We start from the raw sequence: 19,256 nt of genomic DNA on the forward strand, positions 1-19,256 counted from the left end.
ACCTCCGATGGCCCGCGGTCCCGCAGCGGGCCGTAAGCTGTGCTCGCTTATCTCATCAGGCGGCTGTTCGCCGCCGCAGTGATGCTCGCGGTCATCATCATGGTGGTCTTCTGCATCTTCTTCCTCGTCCCCAAGTGGGCGGGCGTCGACGTCGCAACGAGCTTCGTCGGCAAGCAGGCCGACCCTGCCGCCGTAGAGGCCGTCCGGCAGAAGCTGGGCCTGGGCGACCCGATCTACCAGCAGGTCTGGGCGTTCTTCAAGGGCATCTTCGCGGGTCGCACCTACGCGGGCGGCGGTGACGTCACCCACTGTGCCGCGCCGTGCTTCGGCTACTCCTTCCGCAGCGAGCAGGCCGTCTGGCCGGTGCTGACCGAGCGCTTCCCGGTGACCCTGGGACTCGCGCTCGGTGCAGCGGTGCTGTGGCTCGTCTTCGGTGTCGCCGCGGGCGTGCTCTCCGCGCTCAAGCGGGGCACCCTGTGGGACCGCGGTGCCATGGTCGTCGCCCTGGCGGGTGTCTCCCTTCCCATCTACTTCACCGGTCTGCTCAGCCTGGCGGTCTTCGTCTTCGGTCTGCACTGGATCGACGCGGACTACGTGCCTCTCGGCCAGAGCTTCACCGGCTGGCTCGGCGGCATGATCCTTCCCTGGATCACCCTCGCGTTCCTGTACGCGGCGATGTACGCCCGGATCACCCGCGCCAACATGCTGGAGATCCTCGGCGAGGACTACATCCGCACCGCCCGCGCGAAGGGCCTGGGTGAGCCGGTCGTCATCGGCAAGCACGCCATGCGCTCCACGATGACGCCCATCCTCACCATGCTCGGCATGGACCTCGGCGCCCTCATCGGCGGCGCGATCCTGACCGAGACGACGTTCAGCCTGCCGGGCCTCGGCCAGGCCGTGCTCAGCGGCATCAGGAACCAGGATCTGCCCATCATTCTGGGCGTCACCCTGATCACTTCTCTCGCGGTACTGATCGCCAACCTCGTGGTGGACGTCCTGTACGCGGTGATCGACCCCCGAGTGAGGCTCTCATGACGGAACTCAGCAAGAGCGGAGCGGTGGTGGGCGAGCCCGTGGCCGCCTCGCCCGCTCCGACCGCCTTCCTCGAAGTGCGTGACCTGAAGGTGCACTTCCCGACCGACGACGGCCTGGTCAAGTCCGTCGACGGGCTCAGCTTCAAGCTGGAGAAGGGCAAGACGCTCGGCATCGTGGGCGAGTCGGGTTCCGGCAAGTCGGTCACCTCGCTCGGCATCATGGGGCTGCACACGGCCGGCCAGTACGGCAAGCGCAAGGCCCAGATCTCCGGTGAGATCTGGCTGGACGGCACCGAGCTGCTCTCCGCCGATCCGGACCACGTGCGCAAGCTGCGCGGCCGCGAGATGGCGATGATCTTCCAGGACCCGCTGTCCGCGCTGCACCCGTACTTCACGATCGGTCATCAGATCGTGGAGGCGTACCGGATCCACCACAACGTCGACAAGAAGACGGCCAAGCGCCGAGCCGTCGAGATGCTCGACCGGGTGGGCATCCCGCAGCCGGACAAGCGGGTGGACAACTACCCGCACGAGTTCTCCGGCGGTATGCGCCAGCGCGCGATGATCGCGATGTCGCTGGTCAACAACCCCGAGCTGCTCATCGCGGACGAGCCGACGACCGCCCTGGACGTCACCGTCCAGGCGCAGATCCTCGACCTCATCCGCGATCTGCAGAAGGAGTTCGGCTCCGCGGTCATCGTCATCACCCACGACCTGGGTGTCGTCGCCGAGCTCGCCGACGACATCCTGGTGATGTACGGCGGCCGCTGCATCGAGCGCGGTCCGGCGGAGAAGGTGTTCTACGAGCCCCGCCACCCCTACACGTGGGGCCTGCTCGGCTCGATGCCCCGGCTCGACCGTGATCAGCAGGAGCGCCTCATCCCGGTCAAGGGCTCGCCGCCCTCCCTCATCAACATCCCGTCCGGCTGCGCCTTCAACCCGCGTTGCCCGTACGCGGACCTGCCGAAGGACAACGTCACCCGCACGGTCCGCCCCGAGCTGACCGAGGTCGGCAGCCAGCACTGGGCCGCCTGCCACATGACGCAGGAGCAGCGGGAGCGTATCTGGACCGAAGAGATTGCGCCGAAGCTGTGAGCGAGAACAAAGCAGTGAGCATCCCCGCGCAGAGCAAAGGCCCCCGGCTCGCCGGTTCCGGCGAGACCCTGCTGAAGGTGACCGGGCTCCAGAAGCACTTCCCGATCAAGAAGGGCCTGCTCCAGCGGCAGGTCGGCGCCGTGCACGCCGTCGACGGGCTCGACTTCGAGGTCAAGGCCGGCGAGACGCTCGGTGTCGTGGGTGAGTCGGGCTGCGGCAAGTCGACGATGGGCCGGCTGATCACCCGGCTGCTCGAACCGACCGGCGGCAAGGTCGAGTTCGAGGGGAGGGACATCACGCACCTCGGTGTGGGCGCCATGCGTCCGCTGCGCCGGGACGTGCAGATGATCTTCCAGGACCCGTACTCGTCGCTGAACCCGCGGCACACCATCGGCACGATCATCAGTGCTCCCTTCAAGCTCCAGGGCGTCGAGCCCAAGGGCGGAGTCAAGAAGGAAGTGCAGCGGCTGCTTTCGGTGGTCGGTCTGAACCCCGAGCACTACAACCGCTATCCGCACGAGTTCTCCGGCGGTCAGCGCCAGCGCATCGGCATCGCCCGCGCGCTCGCGCTCAACCCCAAGCTGGTCGTGGCCGACGAGCCCGTCTCGGCGCTGGACGTGTCGATCCAGGCCCAGGTCGTCAACCTGCTGGACGACCTGCAGCAGGAGCTCGGCCTGACGTACGTGATCATCGCGCACGACCTCTCGGTCGTCCGGCACGTCTCGGACCGGATCGCGGTGATGTACCTCGGCAAGATCGTCGAGCTGGCGGACCGTGAGTCGCTGTACAAGGCGCCGATGCACCCGTACACCAAGGCTCTGATGTCGGCGGTGCCGATCCCGGACCCGCGGCGCAGGAACGAGAAGAGCGAGCGCATCCTGCTCCAGGGCGACGTGCCCTCGCCGATCTCCCCGCCGACCGGCTGCCGCTTCCACACGCGGTGCTGGAAGGCCACGGAGATCTGCAAGACGACCGAGCCGCCGCTCCTGGAGCTGAAGCCCGGTCAGCAGGTCGCCTGCCACCACCCGGAGAACTTCGAGGACCAGGCTCCGCAGGACACGGTTCTGCTGACGGTCGCGAAGCAGGCGGCCGAACTCGTGGCCGACGAGGTGCTGGCGCAGTCCGCCCAGACGTCGGCGGCGGTGGCCGCGGAACGGCAGACCGGCGAGACCCCCGCCGAGGCATCCACGGAGGACGTGGCCGGGGAGTCGTCCGGCGCGGCCGGTTCCGACGGTCCGGGCGCGTCGGAGGAATCGGCGAGCGACCCCGAGAAGTAGTCGGACGCGGTATCGAAGACGGCGCGAACGTGCCGGCACGTATGCCCCGGCAGCCAGTGAACTGGCTGCCGGGGCATACGTTTTGGTGAGTTCCGGACCGGTCGGGCCGTGAAGCTCCGTACCGCCGACGGCGCGGAAGCCCGATCGTCAGGAGTCAACCGACGGGTAGGCCGTGACGACTTGGCAAAGTCATGAACATGCTCGAACGGGAGAGTGCAGAGTCCTGCGTGTCCGTCTGATCGGAAATGATCGGCACACGTACGAAAGGGACGTTGATGGCACTCTCCCGTTCGGCACGTTCAGGGGCTCTCGCGACCGCGATGGCCTCCTTATGGCTCATCGCCGCCTCCTCCGCCCCCACCCCGGGCGGCGACGGCATCGGTGACGCCTACTTCCCCCAGCTGGGCAACGGCGGCTTCGACGCCCGCCACTACGCCCTCGACGTGGCGTACGACCCGGACACCGACCGCCTGGACGGTCGTACGACACTCACCGCCCGCGCCACCCAGAACCTCTCCGCCTTCGACCTGGACCTCCAGAAACTGGACGTCACGGGTGTCGAAGTGAACGGCAGAGCGGCCCACTTCACGCGGGAGGGCGACGAGATCCACATCACCCCGCGCGGCCCGCTGGCCAAGGGCAGGACCTTCACGGCGACCGTCACCTACGGCGGAGTCCCCGACCCCCTCAACGGCCCGATCGTGTTCGGCTCGGACTACGGGTGGATGAAGACCGCCGACGGCGTCTTCGTGGCCTGCGAGCCCAACGCCGCCTCCACCTGGTTCCCCTCCAGCGACCACCCGTCCGACAAGGCGACCTACGACATCCGCATCAAGGCGCCCAAGGGACTGACGGCGGTCTCCAACGGGCGCCTGATATCGACCCGCGACAAGGGCGCCGTCACGGTCACGCACTGGCGGGAGAGCCGGCCCATGGCCACCTATCTCGCGACGGCGACCATCGGGAAGTTCGACGTGAAGACCGGCAGGACCCCCGCCGGGACGCCGATCTACGTCGCCATCGACCCGGTGCTCGCGAACAGCAACAGCGTCGACGTGTACGCGGTCACGGCCGAGGCCACCGACTACTGGTCGCAGGTCTTCGGCCCGTACCCGTTCGAGGAGACCGGCGCGATCGTCGACGACATGCCCGAGGCGGGCTTCTCGCTGGAGGTGCAGTCCAAGCCCGCGTACTCGGCGGTGCGTTCGGAGTCCACCATCGTGCACGAGCTGGCCCACCAGTGGTTCGGCGACTCCGTCTCGGTGGCGCACTGGAAGGACATCTGGCTGAACGAGGGCTTCGCGACCTACGCCCAGTGGCTGTGGGCGGAGCACAAGGGCATCCGCTCGGCGCACGACTCGTTCGTCGCCGGGTACGACCAGCGGCCCGCCGACTCCGCCTTCTGGCAGGTCACGGTCGCCGATCCGCAGCGGGACACGATGTTCGCCTCGGCGGTCTACCAGCGGGGCGCGATGACGCTCCAGATGCTGCGCGAGCGCATCGGCGACACCGCCTTCTTCAAGCTGCTGCCCGCGTGGACGAAGCTGCACAGGTACGGCAACGCCAGTACCGCCGACTTCATCGCCCTCGCGGAGCGGATCTCCGGCCGGCAGCTCGACGACCTCTTCCAGACCTGGCTGTACACCACAGGCAAGCCCGCCGCCTAGACCTTCCTTCGTAAGGCGCACAGCCCGCGACAGGTGAGAATGTGGGGGTGTTCCAGCAACTGTTCAACTCCTCCGTCCAGCACACGATCGACCTGATCGGCATTTTCGTCTTCGCGATCTCCGGCGCTCTGCTGGCCGTCCGAAAGAACTTCGACGTCTTCGGCATCGCCGTCCTCGCGGAGATCACCGCGCTGGGCGGAGGGCTGCTGCGCGACATCATCATCGGTGCGGTACCCCCGGCGGCCTTCACCGACCTGGGGTACTTCACCACACCGCTCGTCGCCGCCCTGCTCGTGATCTTCCTGCACCCGCAGGTGGAGCGCATCCAGGTCGGCGTGAACGTCTTCGACGCGGCCGGGCTCGGACTGTTCTGTGTCACCGGCACCGTGAAGGCGTACGACTACGGGCTCGGCCTGACGGCCTCCGCCGCCCTCGGCCTCGCGACAGCCGTGGGCGGCGGTGTGCTGCGGGACGTCCTCGCCAACGAGGTCCCCTCCCTGCTGCGCTGGGACCGCGACCTCTACGCGGTCCCGGCGATCGTCGGCGCCACGATGGTGGTGCTCTGCATCCGCTACGACGCCCTCACCCCGTTCACCAGCGGCCTCGCCATCGTCACGGCCTTCGTGCTGCGCCTGTTCGCGATGCGGTACCACTGGCGAGCTCCGCGGGCCTGGAACCGCCGCTCGACGGTGCGAGAGGAAGGGAACTCCTGACCCGGCCGGCGCCGACCGGGCCGCCGACGCCTCGGGGGCTGCGCGTGGCGTCGCCTCCGGGAGTGCCGCCGGAGCCGGGCGTGCCCGCCGCGCCGGCCGCACCTCCCGTCCCGCCCGTCCCCGTGTCGAACTGCAGGGTCAGCCAGCGGAACACCTCGGGCAACTGCGGCCGCCACAGCCCCATGTCGTGGCCGCCCGCGCTGCGCGGCAGCAGCACCACGTCCACGTTCGTCGGCGGTTTCGCGACCGCCTGGATCGCCGCGCCCGCCTCGTAGCCGTCACCGGACTCGCCGGAGAAGTAGAGGGCGATCCGGGGGTGGATCCGGTCGGCGCGCAGCAGCAGGTAGGGATTGTTCCGGCGGCGCAGTTCCAGGTTCCGTCCGGCTAGTGAACTGCGTTCGCCCTTGGGGTCGTTGTAGCCGGACATGCTCACCGCGGCCCGGTAGCGGTCGGGATGCGCGACGGCCAGCTTGGTGGCGCAGTGCGCCCCCGCCGAATACCCGGCCGTGGCCCAGCCGTTCGGGGCGGACTCGGCGCGGAAGTTGTCCGTGACCATCCTCGGCACGTCGATGCTGAGCCAGCTCTCCGCGTTCACCGTGCCCGGGATGTTCGCGCAGCCGGTGTCGGCGCGGGCCAGCAGATTGGTGCGCGGGGCGACCAGGATGAACGGCGCGACCCGCCCGTCGGTCATCATCGGCAGGAGCTGCTCGTGCACCCGGAGCGATCCGAACCACGCCTTCGCGGAGCCCGGATATCCCGGCAGCAGTTCCACGACGGGGAACTTCCGGTGCCGGTAGGCGGGTTCGTGGTACTGCGGCGGCAGCCAGACGTAGACCTCCGCGTCGACCCCCGACACCCGTCCCTTCAGGTCGGTGACGCGCACGCCGCCGGCCTGCCGCATCCGCTTCCCGTCGGCCGGCCGGAAGGTCTGCCGCATCCTGGGCAGGCTCCGCAGCGAGATCCCTCCGGTGCCGTCCGTGCCGAGGTCGGCGGCCTGCTGGACATGGTTGCCCGTGCCGAGGAGGTCGGCCCAGTTGTCGTACAGGTTGTTGGCGTTGTTCACGAGGACGAACACCAGGCTGATCGCCGTCCCCTGGGCGAACAGCAGCATCAGGAGCCGTGCCGCGCCGCGCACCGGCGCCGGTCCGCGCACCCGGGACCACAGGGCCAGGGGCAGCAGGAGGGCGACGGCGCACAGCACGAAGGAGGTCAGGAGGAACGGTGTCCCGGTGAGGCTCATGTCCTTTCAGAGGAGAAGCCGGACCGATTGGTCACGGGTGATTGCGGACACTTGACAAGAAATTGCCGAACTCTCACCTGATTGGCTGGATGGCTGGGGTGCCCATGCGCCCGAAACAGTGAAAGCTACCGCTTAGTAATTTCCTGTTGTACCGTTCACGCATGTCAGAAGCAGCTTCCGTACAGGCCGTACGGGCCACGATCGGCGACAGTGAGTTCGACCGGGACACGGCCGTCACCGCGCGCGGGGCCGGCGTCTACGACGTCGACCTCTCCGCCGGGTGGACGATCATCAACGCCGTCAACGGCGGCTACCTGCTGGCCGTCCTCGGCCGCGCGCTCGCCGACGCCCTCCCGCACTCCGACCCGTTCACGATCTCCGCGCACTATCTGACCGCGTCCCAGCCGGGCCCCGCGGTCATCCGCACGGACGTCGTACGCACCGGCCGGACCCTGTCGACCGGACAGGCGTCGCTCTTCCAGTACGACGACGAGGGCCGCGAGACCGAGCGGATCCGCGTGCTCGCCTCGTACGGCGATCTCGACACCCTGCCCGACGACGTCCGGACGACCGCGCGGCCGCCCGAGATCCCGCCCATGGACCAGTGCTTCGGTCCGCAGGACGCGCCCGCACCCATCCCCGGCAGCTCGGCGATCACCGACCGGCTGTTCCTCAAGCTCGACCCCGCGACCCTGGGCTGGGCGCTCGGCGCGCCGTCCGGGAAGGGCGAGATGAGGTCCTGGTTCGGACTCGCCGACGGCCGAGACGCGGACCCGCTCTCGCTGCTCCTCGCGGTGGACGCGCTGCCGCCGACCGCGTTCGAGATCGGCCTGTCCGGCTGGGTGCCGACCGTCGAGCTGACCGTGCACGTACGGTGCCGCCCGGCACCCGGCCCGCTGCGGGTGTCGATCACCACCCGAAACCTCGCCGGGGGCTTCCTGGAGGAGGACGCGGAAGTCTGGGACAGCGCGGACCGCCTGGTCGCCCAGTCGCGGCAGCTCGCGCGGGCCCGCCTGCGCTGATCCACCGCGGGTGCCACGCCCCTGTCCCGGGGACGGGACACCCGCTGCCGGTGTCCCGACCCCTCCTCGGCGGCGGGCTCCCGGGCCGTCAGGCGGTCACCATCGGCCGGCGGCCCGTCCAGGCCGCCAGTCGCTCGTAGGCGTCGGCGTCCTCGGGGACCCGCACCACCGGTCCGAACGGCAGCTCGGGGTCCTCGCGCCCCTCGTCGGGAAGTACGCGGCCGGCGATCGCGAGCGCGAACTCGGCCAGTTCCGGATCGAGTTCGAGCGGACGGCCGAGCGCCTCGGAGAGGTCCCAGGTGTGCGTGACGGCCTCCATGACGTACCCGGCGAGGGCGATGCGCCCGGGAGCCTCGCCCCACGGCACCCGCACCGTCGCCTCCAGCCGGGCGTCGTCCGCCCAGCCCGCGCGGACCTCCGCCCGGACCTCGTCGTACGCGGCACCCCAGCCGTCGTCCGGCACGCCGTCGGCGAACGGCCGCACCGCGAGCCCGTCGCCCCCCGCCCCGATCACGGCGATCCGCCGGGTGCCGCCGACCATGTGCGACAGCAACAGGCGTACGTCGAACCCGGCGCACGGAGTGGCACCGTCCAACTGCCCCGGCCGCACGGTCCCGATCAGCGACGCGATCTGCCGGGCGGCACGGGTGTACAGGGGGCGGGGGTCCATGGCGTTCATGACTACCTCTTCCGTGTGTCGGTGTGCCCCCACTGTCGGCGCGTAACCTGACAGTTCCCGTCAACATTTGCGGGCGGCTTCGGCGGGCGCGATCCTGGGCCCGTGAAGTCCGACCGCCTGCTCTCGATCCTGCTGCTGCTCCAGACCCGCGGCCGCGTCCCGGCGCATGAACTCGCCGACCGGCTGGAGGTGTCGGTGCGCACCATCTACCGGGACATCGAGGCGCTGTCCGCCTCCGGCGTCCCCGTCTACGCGGAACGCGGGCGGCACGGCGGCATCGAGCTGCTCGCCGGATTCCGTACGGACGTCACGGGACTGACCGCCGACGAGTCCCGCTCACTGTTCATCCTGGCCGCGCAGGGCGCCCACGCCGCCCTCGGCCTCGACGCGGCGCTCGGCTCCGCGCTGCGCAAGGTGATGGCCGCGCTGCCCGCGCCCTTCCGGCCGGCCGCCGAGGTCACCAGCAGGCGTGTCCTCGTCGACGCCACCCGGTGGAAGGGCGGGCCCCGGCGGGCCGTCGATCTGGACGTGTTGCAGGACGCCGTCTTCACCGACCGCAGGCTGCGGCTGCGCTACCGGCACGGCGGGGACACCGAACCACGCACCTACACCGTCGACCCGTACGGGCTCGTCTCCAAGGCCGGTGTCTGGTACCTGGTCGCCGACCGGCGCGGCAGCCCACGGCTGTTCCGAGCCGACCGGGTCCGCGCGGCCACCCTGCTGCCGGACCCGGTGCGGCGCCGTCCGGGTGTCGAACTCGCCGACGCCTGGGAGGTGTTGCGCCGCCAGGTCGAGGACCGGCCGGGGGGTGTCGATGTCACGGTTCGGGTACGGCGCTCCCGCCTCGACATGTTCGTACGCCTCCACGCCGCCTCACTCGCGGAGCTGCCCGAGGACGACGGCGCCGACGAGTGGGTGACCGCGCGTCTCTCCCTGGGCTCGGTGCGCGAGACGCGCACCCTGCTGGCCTTCGGGGACGCGCTGGAGGTCCTCGCGCCCGCCGAGGCGCGGGCGGAGCTGGCCGCGACGGCCGCCGCCATCAGCGCGCTGTACGAGGGGGGTTGAGCCCCGGCGACGGCCCGCGCCGCACAGCAAGGCACAGCTCCGGCACAGCGTGGCCCTACGTGGATCTGGTGCTCTGGCTCCCGCTCGTCCGGCGTTCGTCGACCGGCCCACGTGACCTGACTGGGAGTTGCCCCATGAACCGTCGTGCACGACTCGTTCCCTTCGTCGCCCTCCTCGCGCTCTCGCCCCTGCTGGCGGCCTGCGGCTCCGGCGGCGCGTCGTCCTCGGACAGCGGGACCTCCGGCGGGCAGAACTGCACGCGTCCCTCCGGGATGCCGGGCGGCGCCTCCGGACGCCCCGGCGGCGCGCCCTCGGGCATGCCCACGCGGTCGGGTGCCCCTTCGGGCATGCCCACGGGGAAGGCCCCCTCCGGCAATCCCTCCGGCAATCCCTCCGGCATGCCGAGCGGCGGTCCCGGCGGTGGCATGGGCGGCGGCCAGGGCGGTTGCGGGGGCGGCCCAGGCGGCGGGCGGATGGGGCAGGGCCAGGGGCAGGGCCAGTCGGCCGCCGCGCAGGGCTGACGGATCGGAAGGCCCGCTTGCACGCGGCGTACGGCGGTGCCGCGTGCTGCGTGCTGCGTGCTGCGTGCTGCGTGCTGGTGGTGAAGCGTGCCGCGTACGCGTGGTGCCGCGTACGGGTGGTGCTGCGTGCCGCGTGCCGCGTGGTGCCGCGTACGGGTGGTGCTGCGTGCCGCGTGCCGCGTGGTGCCGCTTACGGCGGTGCTGCGTGCCGCGTACGGGTGGTGCCGCGTGCCGCGTGCCGCGCGCGGCCGTCCGTCGGCCTGCCGGGGCGGTCAGTCGAGCCAGTGGCGGCGGCCGATGCTGATCAGCCGCATCTGACGGCTCGCCACCCGGGCCACCCGCTCACGCTCCGCCTCGGAGCCGTCCAGCGCCTCCAGGAACGCCGAGGCCGCCATCAGCATGTGGTCGACATACAGACCCGCGAGCATCAGCAGATCGTCGTCGCTCCACCCCGCAGACTCGGGGTGCTCGGCCAGCGCGTCCTTGACCTCCTCGGCGAACCGGGCCAGTTGCTCGCGGATCGCGTCCCGCACCGGCTGGACCCCGCCGTGCCGCTCGCGCGCGATGAAGCGGACGTGCGCCGGGTGCGTCCCGACGTGATGGACGATCAGCTCCACCGCACGGGTGATGCGTTCGTCGGCGTCGCCGACCGCGGACACCGTGTCCTCGATCATCGGGTGCAGGCTGCCGAGCGCCTCCTCGACCAGCGCCACGCCGAGGTCCGCCGTCGAGCGGAAATGCCGGTAGAAGGCGGTCGGAGCGACTCCGACGGCGCGGGTGACCTCGCGCAGGCCCAGGCTGCTCAGGCTCTGCTCCTCCAGGAGCCCCAACGCCGCGTCCAGCAGTGCCTGTCGGGTCTTCTGCTTCTGCGCCTGGCGGATGCCGAGAGTGTGACTCATGCCATGCAGTTAACAACTGTTCTCTGGAATTTTAAAGCCGTGGAGCGCGCTAGACTCAAGAGTCAGTGAACAACTGTTACTACAACCGTTCACTGAGTCGTCAAGTCCCGGAAACATCGGGGCCTCACCGTTGAGGTCCCGGACGTTCCGGGACAGGACTTCGAGACTTCTTCGAGAGGCATCTCATGCTGTTCCTCGTCGCCGCACTCCTGCTGCTCGGCGTCGTCATGGGTTCCGTGGCGCACGCCCCGCTGCCCGTCAGCCTCGTCGCCGCCGCCGTCATCGGCGTCTGGCTGGTCGTCTTCGCGCTGCGTGAGCGCAGCGCCCGCCGGCGCCACCCCTCCGCCAACTGACCGGTGGTCCCGCACCTTTGCCGACCGGCCGCTGGTCCACACCTTCACCAACTGACCGTTGGGAGCTGACTCACGTCATGGAACTCACCACGCGCACCACCGGCACGACCCGCACCACCGGCACGACCCGCACCACCGCTGTCGACCGCACGGCCGAGGCCGCCCGCGCCGCCGGCACCACGGAGCCCGTCCGTGCCACGCGCCGGACCGTCGTCCAGGACGCGGACGGCATGGCCGTGGCCGCCTTCATCCTCGGTCTCCTCGGGCTGCTGGTACTGAACGTCTTCCTGGGCCCCATCGCCATCGTCCTCGCCTCCGTCGCCCTCTGGCGCGGCACGGCCCGCCGGGGCCGCGCCTTCCTCGGTCTCGGCCTGGGAATCGCCGACCTGGTCGTCCTGGTCGCCTTCATGCAGTTCGACAGCACGGTGTCCTGGAGCTTCTGAGGCCCACGCGACGGCCGGGGCTCCGGTGCGGCCCGCGGCGGAGCCGGAAGCGTCGAGCGAGGGTCCGGGCGCCGTGCCGGGGAGCGCACCAAGACCCCTCCCGCGGTCCGGGGCGGCGGTCAGTCCGGTGGGGGCCGAGGCGAGGGGGGAGCGGGCCCGTAGAATCGAGCCCACCATGGCTTACCTCGACCACGCCGCGACCACCCCCATGCTTCCCGAGGCAGTAGAGGCTCTGACCGCCCAACTGGGCGTTACGGGCAATGCCTCCTCCCTCCACGCCGCGGGCCGCGCTGCCCGGCGGACGGTCGAGGAAGCCCGTGAAACCCTGGCGGACGCCCTCGGCGCCCGGCCCAGCGAGGTGGTCTTCACCTCCGGCGGCACCGAGGCCGACAACCTCGCGGTGAAGGGTCTGTACTGGTCCCGCAGAGGCGCCGATCCGGCCCGTACCCGCGTTCTCGCGAGCCCCGTCGAGCACCACGCCGTCCTCGACGCGGTCCACTGGCTCGGCGAGCACGAGGGCGCCACGGTCGAGTACCTGCCCGTCGACGCGTACGGCCGCGTCCACCCCGACGCCCTGCGCGAGGCCATCGCCCGCGACCCCGACGATGTCGCCCTCGCCACGGTCATGTGGGCCAACAACGAGATCGGCACCGTCATGCCGGTCCGCGAACTGGCGGACGTCGCGGCCGAGTTCGGGATCCCGCTGCATGCCGACGCCGTCCAGGCCTTCGGTCAGATCCCCGTCGACTTCGCAGCCTCGGGCCTCGCCGCGATGACGGTGTCCGGCCACAAGATCGGCGGTCCCTACGGGATCGGCGCGCTGCTTCTCGGCCGCGAGTACAGCCCCGTACCCGTGCTGCACGGCGGCGGTCAGGAGCGCCATGTCCGCTCCGGCACGCTCGACGTGCCCGCGATCGCCTCCTTCGCTGTCGCCGGACGGCTGGCCGCCGAGCGGCGGGAGTGGTTCGCCCGCGAGATCGGCGCCCTGCGCGACGGCCTGGCCGACGCCGTCGTCAAGGCCGTGCCCGACGCGATCCTCGGCGGCGACCCCGCCCCCGGTGGCCGGCTGCCCGCCAACGCGCACTTCACGTTCCCCGGCTGCGAGGGGGACTCGCTGCTCCTGCTGCTCGACGCGCAGGGCATCGAGTGCTCCACCGGCTCGGCGTGCACGGCGGGTGTGGCCCAGCCGAGCCATGTCCTGCTCGCCACCGGCACCGACCCGGACCTCGCCCGGGGCACCCTGCGCTTCTCGCTCGGCCACACCTCCACGGAGGCGGACGTCGCGGCCGTGACCCGGGCGATCGGGCCGGCGGTGGAGCGGGCGCGCATGGCAGGCCTCACCTGACACCGTCGCGCCCACTCGCCGTACCGGACAGGCCCTTGGAGGGGTGCTAGCTCTCCGTCACCATGAGGGCGGCCATCATGCCCTCGTCCTCGTGCTGGAGCAGATGGCAGTGGAGCATGTACATGTAGGTGTCGTCCGTGAAGTCGGTGAACTTCATGGCGATCTTGATGGTGCCGCCGCCGACCACCTCGAACGTGTCGTACCAGCCCAGCTGGACGCCCGTCGGATCCTCCCCGTTGACGGAGATCAGCTGGAACGGAACATCGTGCAGATGGAACGAGTGCTCCAGCTGCGTGCTGTTCTTGACCGTCCAGATCTCCTCGGCGCCCAACGTGGTGCTGATCATCGCCATCGAGGACATGCTCGTCCCGGCGGAGCCGTTGACGGTCATCGTGGTGCCGCTCTGGCCGAGCGTGATCGTCCGGGCGGTGAAGCCGGTGGTGTCGTACCGGGTGATGGTGTTGAGGGCCGGCAGGTCCGCCGGAGTGTCCGAGGCGTCCGGAGTGACGGTCAGGAACTCGTAGGTGCCGCTGCCGCCGCGCACCCAGCCCGTGGTCACCACGGCCTCCAGGGTGACCGCGTCACCGAGCTCCATCACGAACTCGGCGCGCGCGCCCGCCACCAGCCGGATCGACTTCACCTCGGTGGCCTCGGTCAGATACCCCTGGTCGGTGGCGATCTGGGTGAGGGTCCCGCCGTCGCCGCGCTGGACGGTGATGATGTCCGACGGTGAGGCGTTGAGCAGCCGGAAGCGGGTGCGCTTCTTGGTGGCGGTGAAGGAGAGCGTGGTGGCGTCGACGTTCGTGCCGTTGCACAGAAGGGGGAAGTCGAGGCCGTTGGCGAGGTAGCCGGTCAGGTTGTACTTGATCTCTCCGGCGCTGTCGGTGGCCAGACACTGCAGGATGATCGGGATGTCGTCGGTGCCGTAGGTACTGGGCAGGGCCGCGGACGCGGCGGAGTCGTCCTCGACGATGATCATGCCGGCCAGCCCGTGGGTGGCCTGCTCGGCCGTGGTGCCCAGGGCGTGCGGGTGGTACCAGAGCGTCTTGGCCTCGTCCTTGACCGTGAAGGTGGGGGACCAGGTCTTCCCGGAGGCGAAGGCGTTCTGCGGTCCGCCGTCCATGCTCGGTGGAACGTGCGCGCCGTGGAAGTGGACGGTGGTGTCCTCGGTGAGGCTGTTGGTGATGTTCAGCAGGACGGTGTCGCCGGAGGTCCACTTCATGGTGGGGCCGAGGAACGACTGGTTGTAGCCGGCGGTCGTGCTGGTCACGCCGCTGAGCACCTCGCTGGTGCCCGCCTTCGCCTCCAGGGTGATGTCGTGGTGCCGCCCGAGGCGGTCCCCTCCAGGAGGTCGGGGATGGTCAGCGTGGTGCCCGCCGCCCGCGCCTTGTTCTGCGTCGCGTTGGTGAGCAGGGAGATGGCGGTGCCACCGGCGGCCACCGCCGCGAGGGCCGTCCCGGCCATCCCGCCGAGGAACGCGCGTCGGTGCGTGCCCTTGGTCCTGGACCGGCCCTTGTCGTTGCCCGCGCCGGAGGCGGGCTGCGTGGAGTGCGTCATGGCGGTGGACTCTTGACCCGAGGGCTGTGCGAGGAATGGGGCCGACTTAGGAGAACGCCTTCTGCGCTGTGAAAACCCCGATGACTCAAATTCAGGATCAACTGCCCTGAGAACAAGGCGAGTTGGTATCCCGCTGGTCATGGCGGCGAGCCGGGACGCAACGGACATGCGCTTCCCGGACGGGACTCACAGCATCGGATTCGGCGCCCCGGGCCGTCGGCTTCGCCGCCTGTGACCACGCTGCGATCGCGCCCTGCCACCCCTGCGCGACGGTTGTGAGCGCCTGCCGGATCAGGCCCGCGCGACGGTGGTGGGCGCCCGCCGGACGAGGACCTACGGGACGGTGTGGGCGTCGACCGGACGAGGATCTACGGGGCGGTGTGTGCGCCGACCGGACGAGGACCTACGGGACGGAGGTGTGCGCCCACCGGACGAGGGACCTAGGCGACGGCGGCGCGCGCCCGCCGTACGAGCCGTATGTACCGGTTCCAGTCCCAGTACCGTCCGGGATCCGTGTGGTCCGTGCCAGGGACCTCGACGTGCCCGATGATGTGCTCGCGGTCCACGGGGATGCCGTACCGCCCGCATATCCCGGCCGTCAGCCGTGCCGAGGCCTCGTACATCGCGTCCGTGAACGACGAGGCGTGATCGATGAATCCCTCGTGCTCGATGCCGACGCTGCGTTCGTTGTATTCGCGGTTGCCCGCGTGGAACGCCACGTCCAGCTCGCGGATCATCTGGGTGACGTGACCGTCCTTGCGGACGACGTAGTGCGCGGCCGCTCCGTGCTTCGGGTCCTGGAAGGCCCTCACCGCGCTCGCGAAGCCGCCCTGCGTGACATGGACGACCACCCGGTCTATCGGATAGTCGTCGGGGCGGTCGGCCCGCCGCCAGTTCGCCGCCGAGGCCGCCACCCACCGCGCGCCCCGGAAGTCCACCGCTCCGGCGACCCGGGCCTTCTCCACGCCCGGCAGCCGCCACCACAGGTGCGACAGCTTCTCCCGGGCGATCCCGGCCGCGCTCAGGGTGGCCAGCGCGCCGCCGATGAGCAGCACCCGGCGCCCGACCGGCTGGTCCGCGTCCTTGGATCCCGCCCCGGCACCACGGCCCCGCGGCTTTCCCGGCTTCCCCTTTTTCGCCCCCATGCGATCTTCAACGGATACTCGCGAGCTCCGGTTCCCGCGGCCCCGTACTCTGGAGGGGTTATGACTGACACCTCGCAGCGCCCCCTCCGCGTCCTCGCCGCCATGTCGGGCGGAGTGGACTCCGCCGTAGCCGCCGCCCGTGCCGCCGAGGCCGGGCACGACGTGACGGGCGTGCACCTCGCCCTCTCCGCGAATCCGCAATCGTTCCGGACCGGCGCGCGCGGCTGCTGCACCATCGAGGACTCGCGCGACGCCCGCCGCGCGGCCGACGTCATCGGCATCCCCTTCTACGTCTGGGACCTCGCCGAGCGTTTCCGTGAGGACGTGGTCGAGGACTTCATCGCCGAGTACGAGGCCGGCCGCACCCCGAACCCGTGCCTGCGCTGCAACGAGAAGATCAAGTTCGCCGCCCTGCTCGACAAGGCGCTCGCGCTCGGCTTCGACGCCGTCTGTACCGGCCACTACGCGCAGGTGATCGTCCGCGAGGACGGCACGCGCGAGCTGCACCGCGCCTCCGACATGGCCAAGGACCAGTCGTACGTCCTCGGTGTCCTCGACGACCGCCAGCTCGCCCACGCGCTGTTCCCGCTCGGCGACACGGTCACCACCAAGGACGAGATCCGCGCCGAGGCCGAGCGCCGGGGCCTGGCCGTCGCCAAGAAGCCGGACTCGCACGACATCTGCTTCATCGCCGACGGCGACACCCAGGGCTTCCTCGCGGGCCGGCTCGGCAAGTCCGAGGGCGACATCGTCGACGAGTCCGGGGCCAGGCTCGGCACCCACGAAGGCGCCTTCGGCTTCACGATCGGCCAGCGCAAGGGCCTGCGCATCGGCACCCCGGCCGCCGACGGCAAGCCGCGCTACGTCCTCGACATCTCGCCGGTGAACAACACGGTGACGGTCGGCCCGGCCGCCTCCCTCGACGTGTCCGCGCTGACCGCCGTCAAGCCCCGCTGGTGCGGCGCGGCCCCGGCGGGCCCCGGCACCTACACCGCCCAGCTCCGGGCGCACGGCGGCGAGACCGAGGTGAGCGCCGAACTGATCGACGGCTCCCTGGACGTCCGCTTCACCGAGCCGGTCCGCGGAGTGGCCCCCGGCCAGGCGATCGTGCTGTACGAGGGCACCCGCGTGGTGGGGTCGGCGACGATCGCCACGACCACGCGCGCGACGGCCACTGTCGCCTGATCTCAAGGACTCGCCGGCCCCTCCGCAGGCGCGCCACAGGCCGCGCCCGCGGAGGGGCCGCACCACTACCCTGCTCCGGGTCAAGACGGTGATGGCGTCGTCGTCCACGACGGGGGCCTCCCCGTCCGGTCGTGAGGTCGAAGGTGCTGTTCCGCATCGTCCGGCAGGGCGTCCTCGAAGACCTCCTCGCCGGGAGGGTGCGCGTGCCCGGAGTGGCTTCGGCGGAAGCGGAGTCAGGCCGGGGCGGTCTGCGCTTCGATGACGCTGAAGAAGGAGTCCGGGAGCGGAGTGACGTCCGAGACGCGCAGTCCCGCGCGCTGGAGCAGGGACCGGTACTGGTCCAGCGTGCGTTCGCGGCCGCCGAGGACGACCATCATGCCCAGGTCGCTCCACCAGGCCGGATGCGGTTCGCTCGAGTCCGGCAGGAGCATTTCACAGATGAGCAAGCGGCCGTTCGCGGGGAGTGCCTCGCCGCTCCGGGTCAAGATGGTGATGGCATCCTCGTCCTCCCAGTCGTGCAGGACGCTGCACATGAGGTGTGTGTCGGCTCCATCGGGGATCGCCTGGAAGAAGTCGCCTGCTGCCACCTGGCAGCGGTCCCGGAGCGGGGCGAGTTCCCCTGAGAGCTCGGCTCGCTCGACGACGCCGGGCCGGTCGAAGAGGATTCCACCGAGGTGCGGGTTGGCCGTCAGGATCGAGGCGAGCACTGCGCCCTTTCCGCCGCCGATGTCGAGGACGCACTGGGCACCCTTCCAGGCGGGGAGGGTGGCGAGGACCGAGTAGAGGCGGCTTGCCCGTTCCCGCATGCGTTCGTCGAACATGGCGCCCACCTGGTCATCGTGTTCCTTGTGGGCGAAGAATCCGGCCCCGAACTCGGTCTCGAAGGCGGGCCGGCCGGTGGCGATGGTGTCGACCGCGCCGAGCCAGGCCCGATACGATTCGACGTTGCTGAGGGTCGCCCGCATCGATATGGGCGAGTCGGTCTGCAGGAGTTGGCCCAGCCGGGTGAGCGAGAACCGGCCCTCACCCAGGTCGGTGAAGAAGCCACAGCTGGCGAGGGTTCGCAGGAGGCGTTCCAGGGCCCCGGTTGACACCCCGAGTGCCTGGGCAAGGTGCTCGACGCTCCTCGCGGAGTCGGTGAATTCGTCTGCGATCGCGAGATGCCCGGCGACGGACAAGGCGTACGGCAGCACGGCGACGATGCTGTCGTCGGCCATGCGGAGGAAATCGCGGACCACCGGGTCGGTCGCGGTGGCGATGACATTTTCTCTTTCGCTGTTCACCTGGCTGGGCCTTCCGTTCGGTACGTCGGTTCGGTGGCGAACGTTCAGGAGTTGGCGTCGCCCATGGTGTCCGCCAGTCCCTTCGGGCGCATGTCCCGCCACTTCTCGTCGAGGCAGTCGAGAAATGCCTGGCGGGTGCACTTGCCGGGAGTGACGGACGGGCGCGTGACGGAATCGTGCCCCAATGTCCACGGGCTCGCCCGGATTGCATCGGAGTGAATCAGCCGATTCCCCGAGAGGGTGGAATCGAGTAGCCTGAGACGGCCCGGTCGCCTAACTGCACCACAACCGAAAGGGTTCGGTTCATGGGTACTGATTCCACCGCTGCTCTCTCACTGGTGAACATTGTCGTGGCCCAAGCATTCGAGCGCTGGAGCCCACCGCTGCACCAGGAATTCGACACGAACGCCCACCACGACCAGTGCGGCCAGACGTTGTTGCACGACACCCCTGAGCTGCGCATCTGGCAGACCCAGCTCAAACCCGGCGAGCGACTGCCCGTCCACCGCCACGGTCAGGACTATTTCTGGATAGCCCTGACCGACGGCCGGGCACGGCAGCACGAAAGCGATGGGACCAGCCGGGAAATATCCTATGAGCGCGGCATCACCAAATACTTCACTTTAGACGAAGGGCAATATCACCTGCACGACCTGAAGAATATCGGTGAGGACGTCCTGTCGTTTTTGGTCATCGAGACGAACGGGAAGAGGAACGGGACCGGCTGAAG

At 70.2% G+C, this 19,256-nt stretch carries 19 protein-coding genes and 1 pseudogene; 13 read left to right on the forward strand and 7 right to left on the reverse strand.

Features of this window, described 5'->3' with window-relative positions:
- The first annotated feature begins 39 nt into the window (after nucleotides 1–39).
- The 5 genes from ACFYW8_RS32885 to ACFYW8_RS32905 all read left to right on the forward strand — a co-directional run bounded on the left by ACFYW8_RS32885 (nucleotide 40) and on the right by ACFYW8_RS32905 (nucleotide 5,789).
- Nucleotides 40–1,038 (forward strand): ABC transporter permease, encoded by a 999-nt coding sequence (locus ACFYW8_RS32885; RefSeq protein WP_389085907.1) that lies wholly within the window; start codon nucleotides 40–42, stop codon nucleotides 1,036–1,038.
- The gene (locus tag ACFYW8_RS32890) at nucleotides 1,035–2,132 is read left to right on the forward strand and encodes an ABC transporter ATP-binding protein (RefSeq protein WP_389085913.1); all 1,098 of its coding nucleotides are present in this window, start codon (nucleotides 1,035–1,037) and stop codon (nucleotides 2,130–2,132) included. Before ACFYW8_RS32885 ends, ACFYW8_RS32890 begins: the two co-directional genes overlap by 4 nt.
- Nucleotides 2,129–3,409, forward strand: a complete 1,281-nt coding sequence (locus ACFYW8_RS32895; RefSeq protein WP_389085919.1) for an ABC transporter ATP-binding protein — start codon at nucleotides 2,129–2,131, stop codon at nucleotides 3,407–3,409. The genes ACFYW8_RS32890 and ACFYW8_RS32895 overlap by 4 nt, the downstream gene beginning before the upstream one ends.
- 275 nt (nucleotides 3,410–3,684) lie before the next feature.
- Entirely contained in the window at nucleotides 3,685–5,076 is a 1,392-nt protein-coding gene (locus ACFYW8_RS32900; RefSeq protein WP_365876274.1) for a M1 family metallopeptidase, read from the forward strand.
- Nucleotides 5,077–5,123: 47 nt separating this feature from the next.
- A complete protein-coding gene (locus ACFYW8_RS32905) occupies nucleotides 5,124–5,789 on the forward strand; it encodes a trimeric intracellular cation channel family protein (protein WP_365876276.1) in 666 nt (221 codons plus the stop codon).
- On the opposite strand, the gene ACFYW8_RS32910 is transcribed toward ACFYW8_RS32905, so the two are convergent.
- Nucleotides 5,689–7,029 (reverse strand): alpha/beta hydrolase, encoded by a 1,341-nt coding sequence (locus tag ACFYW8_RS32910; RefSeq protein WP_389085928.1) that lies wholly within the window; start codon nucleotides 7,027–7,029, stop codon nucleotides 5,689–5,691. The two genes, ACFYW8_RS32905 and ACFYW8_RS32910, sit on opposite strands and share 101 nt — an antisense overlap.
- A 161-nt stretch (nucleotides 7,030–7,190) precedes the next feature.
- On the opposite strand from ACFYW8_RS32910, the gene ACFYW8_RS32915 reads away from it, so the two are divergent.
- Nucleotides 7,191–8,051: a thioesterase family protein gene (locus ACFYW8_RS32915; protein WP_365876280.1), complete on the forward strand. Its 861-nt coding sequence runs from the start codon at nucleotides 7,191–7,193 to the stop codon at nucleotides 8,049–8,051.
- A gap of 88 nt (nucleotides 8,052–8,139) precedes the next feature.
- On the opposite strand, the gene ACFYW8_RS32920 is transcribed toward ACFYW8_RS32915, so the two are convergent.
- Nucleotides 8,140–8,730 carry a TIGR03086 family metal-binding protein gene (locus ACFYW8_RS32920; protein WP_389085937.1) on the reverse strand — a complete coding sequence of 197 codons (591 nt, stop codon included), beginning with the start codon at nucleotides 8,728–8,730 and terminating at the stop codon, nucleotides 8,140–8,142.
- Between the two features lie 102 nt (nucleotides 8,731–8,832).
- Here ACFYW8_RS32920 and ACFYW8_RS32925 point away from each other — a divergent pair, with 102 nt between their 5' ends.
- Nucleotides 8,833–9,795: a helix-turn-helix transcriptional regulator gene (locus tag ACFYW8_RS32925; protein ID WP_389085944.1), complete on the forward strand. Its 963-nt coding sequence runs from the start codon at nucleotides 8,833–8,835 to the stop codon at nucleotides 9,793–9,795.
- Nucleotides 9,796–9,929: 134 nt separating this feature from the next.
- Entirely contained in the window at nucleotides 9,930–10,316 is a 387-nt protein-coding gene (locus tag ACFYW8_RS32930; protein ID WP_389085949.1) for a hypothetical protein, read from the forward strand.
- A gap of 272 nt (nucleotides 10,317–10,588) precedes the next feature.
- Here the strand turns inward: ACFYW8_RS32930 and ACFYW8_RS32935 are convergent, their stop codons facing one another.
- On the reverse strand, nucleotides 10,589–11,215 hold the full coding sequence (locus tag ACFYW8_RS32935) for a TetR family transcriptional regulator (RefSeq protein ID WP_389085954.1): 627 nt from the start codon (nucleotides 11,213–11,215) through the stop codon (nucleotides 10,589–10,591).
- Between the two features lie 185 nt (nucleotides 11,216–11,400).
- Here ACFYW8_RS32935 and ACFYW8_RS32940 point away from each other — a divergent pair, with 185 nt between their 5' ends.
- From ACFYW8_RS32940 to ACFYW8_RS32950, 3 genes are all read left to right on the forward strand, one after another.
- Nucleotides 11,401–11,568, forward strand: a complete 168-nt coding sequence (locus ACFYW8_RS32940; RefSeq protein ID WP_355852321.1) for a hypothetical protein — start codon at nucleotides 11,401–11,403, stop codon at nucleotides 11,566–11,568.
- A 77-nt stretch (nucleotides 11,569–11,645) separates the two neighbouring features.
- Nucleotides 11,646–12,011, forward strand: coding sequence for a DUF4190 domain-containing protein (locus ACFYW8_RS32945; protein ID WP_389085961.1), 366 nt, complete (start codon nucleotides 11,646–11,648; stop codon nucleotides 12,009–12,011).
- Between the two features lie 175 nt (nucleotides 12,012–12,186).
- Nucleotides 12,187–13,356, forward strand: coding sequence for a cysteine desulfurase family protein (locus tag ACFYW8_RS32950; protein ID WP_389085966.1), 1,170 nt, complete (start codon nucleotides 12,187–12,189; stop codon nucleotides 13,354–13,356).
- A gap of 46 nt (nucleotides 13,357–13,402) precedes the next feature.
- Here the strand turns inward: ACFYW8_RS32950 and ACFYW8_RS32955 are convergent.
- A pseudogene (locus ACFYW8_RS32955) lies at nucleotides 13,403–14,913 on the reverse strand (multicopper oxidase family protein).
- A gap of 440 nt (nucleotides 14,914–15,353) precedes the next feature.
- Entirely contained in the window at nucleotides 15,354–16,058 is a 705-nt protein-coding gene (locus ACFYW8_RS32960; RefSeq protein ID WP_389085969.1) for an N-acetylmuramoyl-L-alanine amidase, read from the reverse strand.
- 60 nt (nucleotides 16,059–16,118) lie between these two features.
- Between ACFYW8_RS32960 and mnmA the strand changes: the two genes are divergently transcribed.
- Nucleotides 16,119–17,243 (forward strand): tRNA 2-thiouridine(34) synthase MnmA, encoded by a 1,125-nt coding sequence (mnmA, locus tag ACFYW8_RS32965; protein WP_365876296.1) that lies wholly within the window; start codon nucleotides 16,119–16,121, stop codon nucleotides 17,241–17,243.
- Nucleotides 17,244–17,476: 233 nt separating this feature from the next.
- Here mnmA and ACFYW8_RS32970 read toward each other — a convergent pair whose 3' ends face one another.
- A complete protein-coding gene (locus ACFYW8_RS32970; RefSeq protein WP_389085976.1) occupies nucleotides 17,477–18,526 on the reverse strand; it encodes a methyltransferase in 1,050 nt (349 codons plus the stop codon).
- A 44-nt stretch (nucleotides 18,527–18,570) separates the two neighbouring features.
- Nucleotides 18,571–18,711, reverse strand: coding sequence for a hypothetical protein (locus ACFYW8_RS32975; RefSeq protein WP_365876300.1), 141 nt, complete (start codon nucleotides 18,709–18,711; stop codon nucleotides 18,571–18,573).
- Between the two features lie 120 nt (nucleotides 18,712–18,831).
- Here ACFYW8_RS32975 and ACFYW8_RS32980 point away from each other — a divergent pair, with 120 nt between their 5' ends.
- A complete protein-coding gene (locus tag ACFYW8_RS32980) occupies nucleotides 18,832–19,254 on the forward strand; it encodes a hypothetical protein (protein WP_389085984.1) in 423 nt (140 codons plus the stop codon).
- Nucleotides 19,255–19,256: the final 2 nt, after the last annotated feature.

Origin of the sequence: Streptomyces sp. NPDC002742 (assembly GCF_042888885.1) — a bacterium.
Classification (GTDB): domain Bacteria; phylum Actinomycetota; class Actinomycetes; order Streptomycetales; family Streptomycetaceae; genus Streptomyces.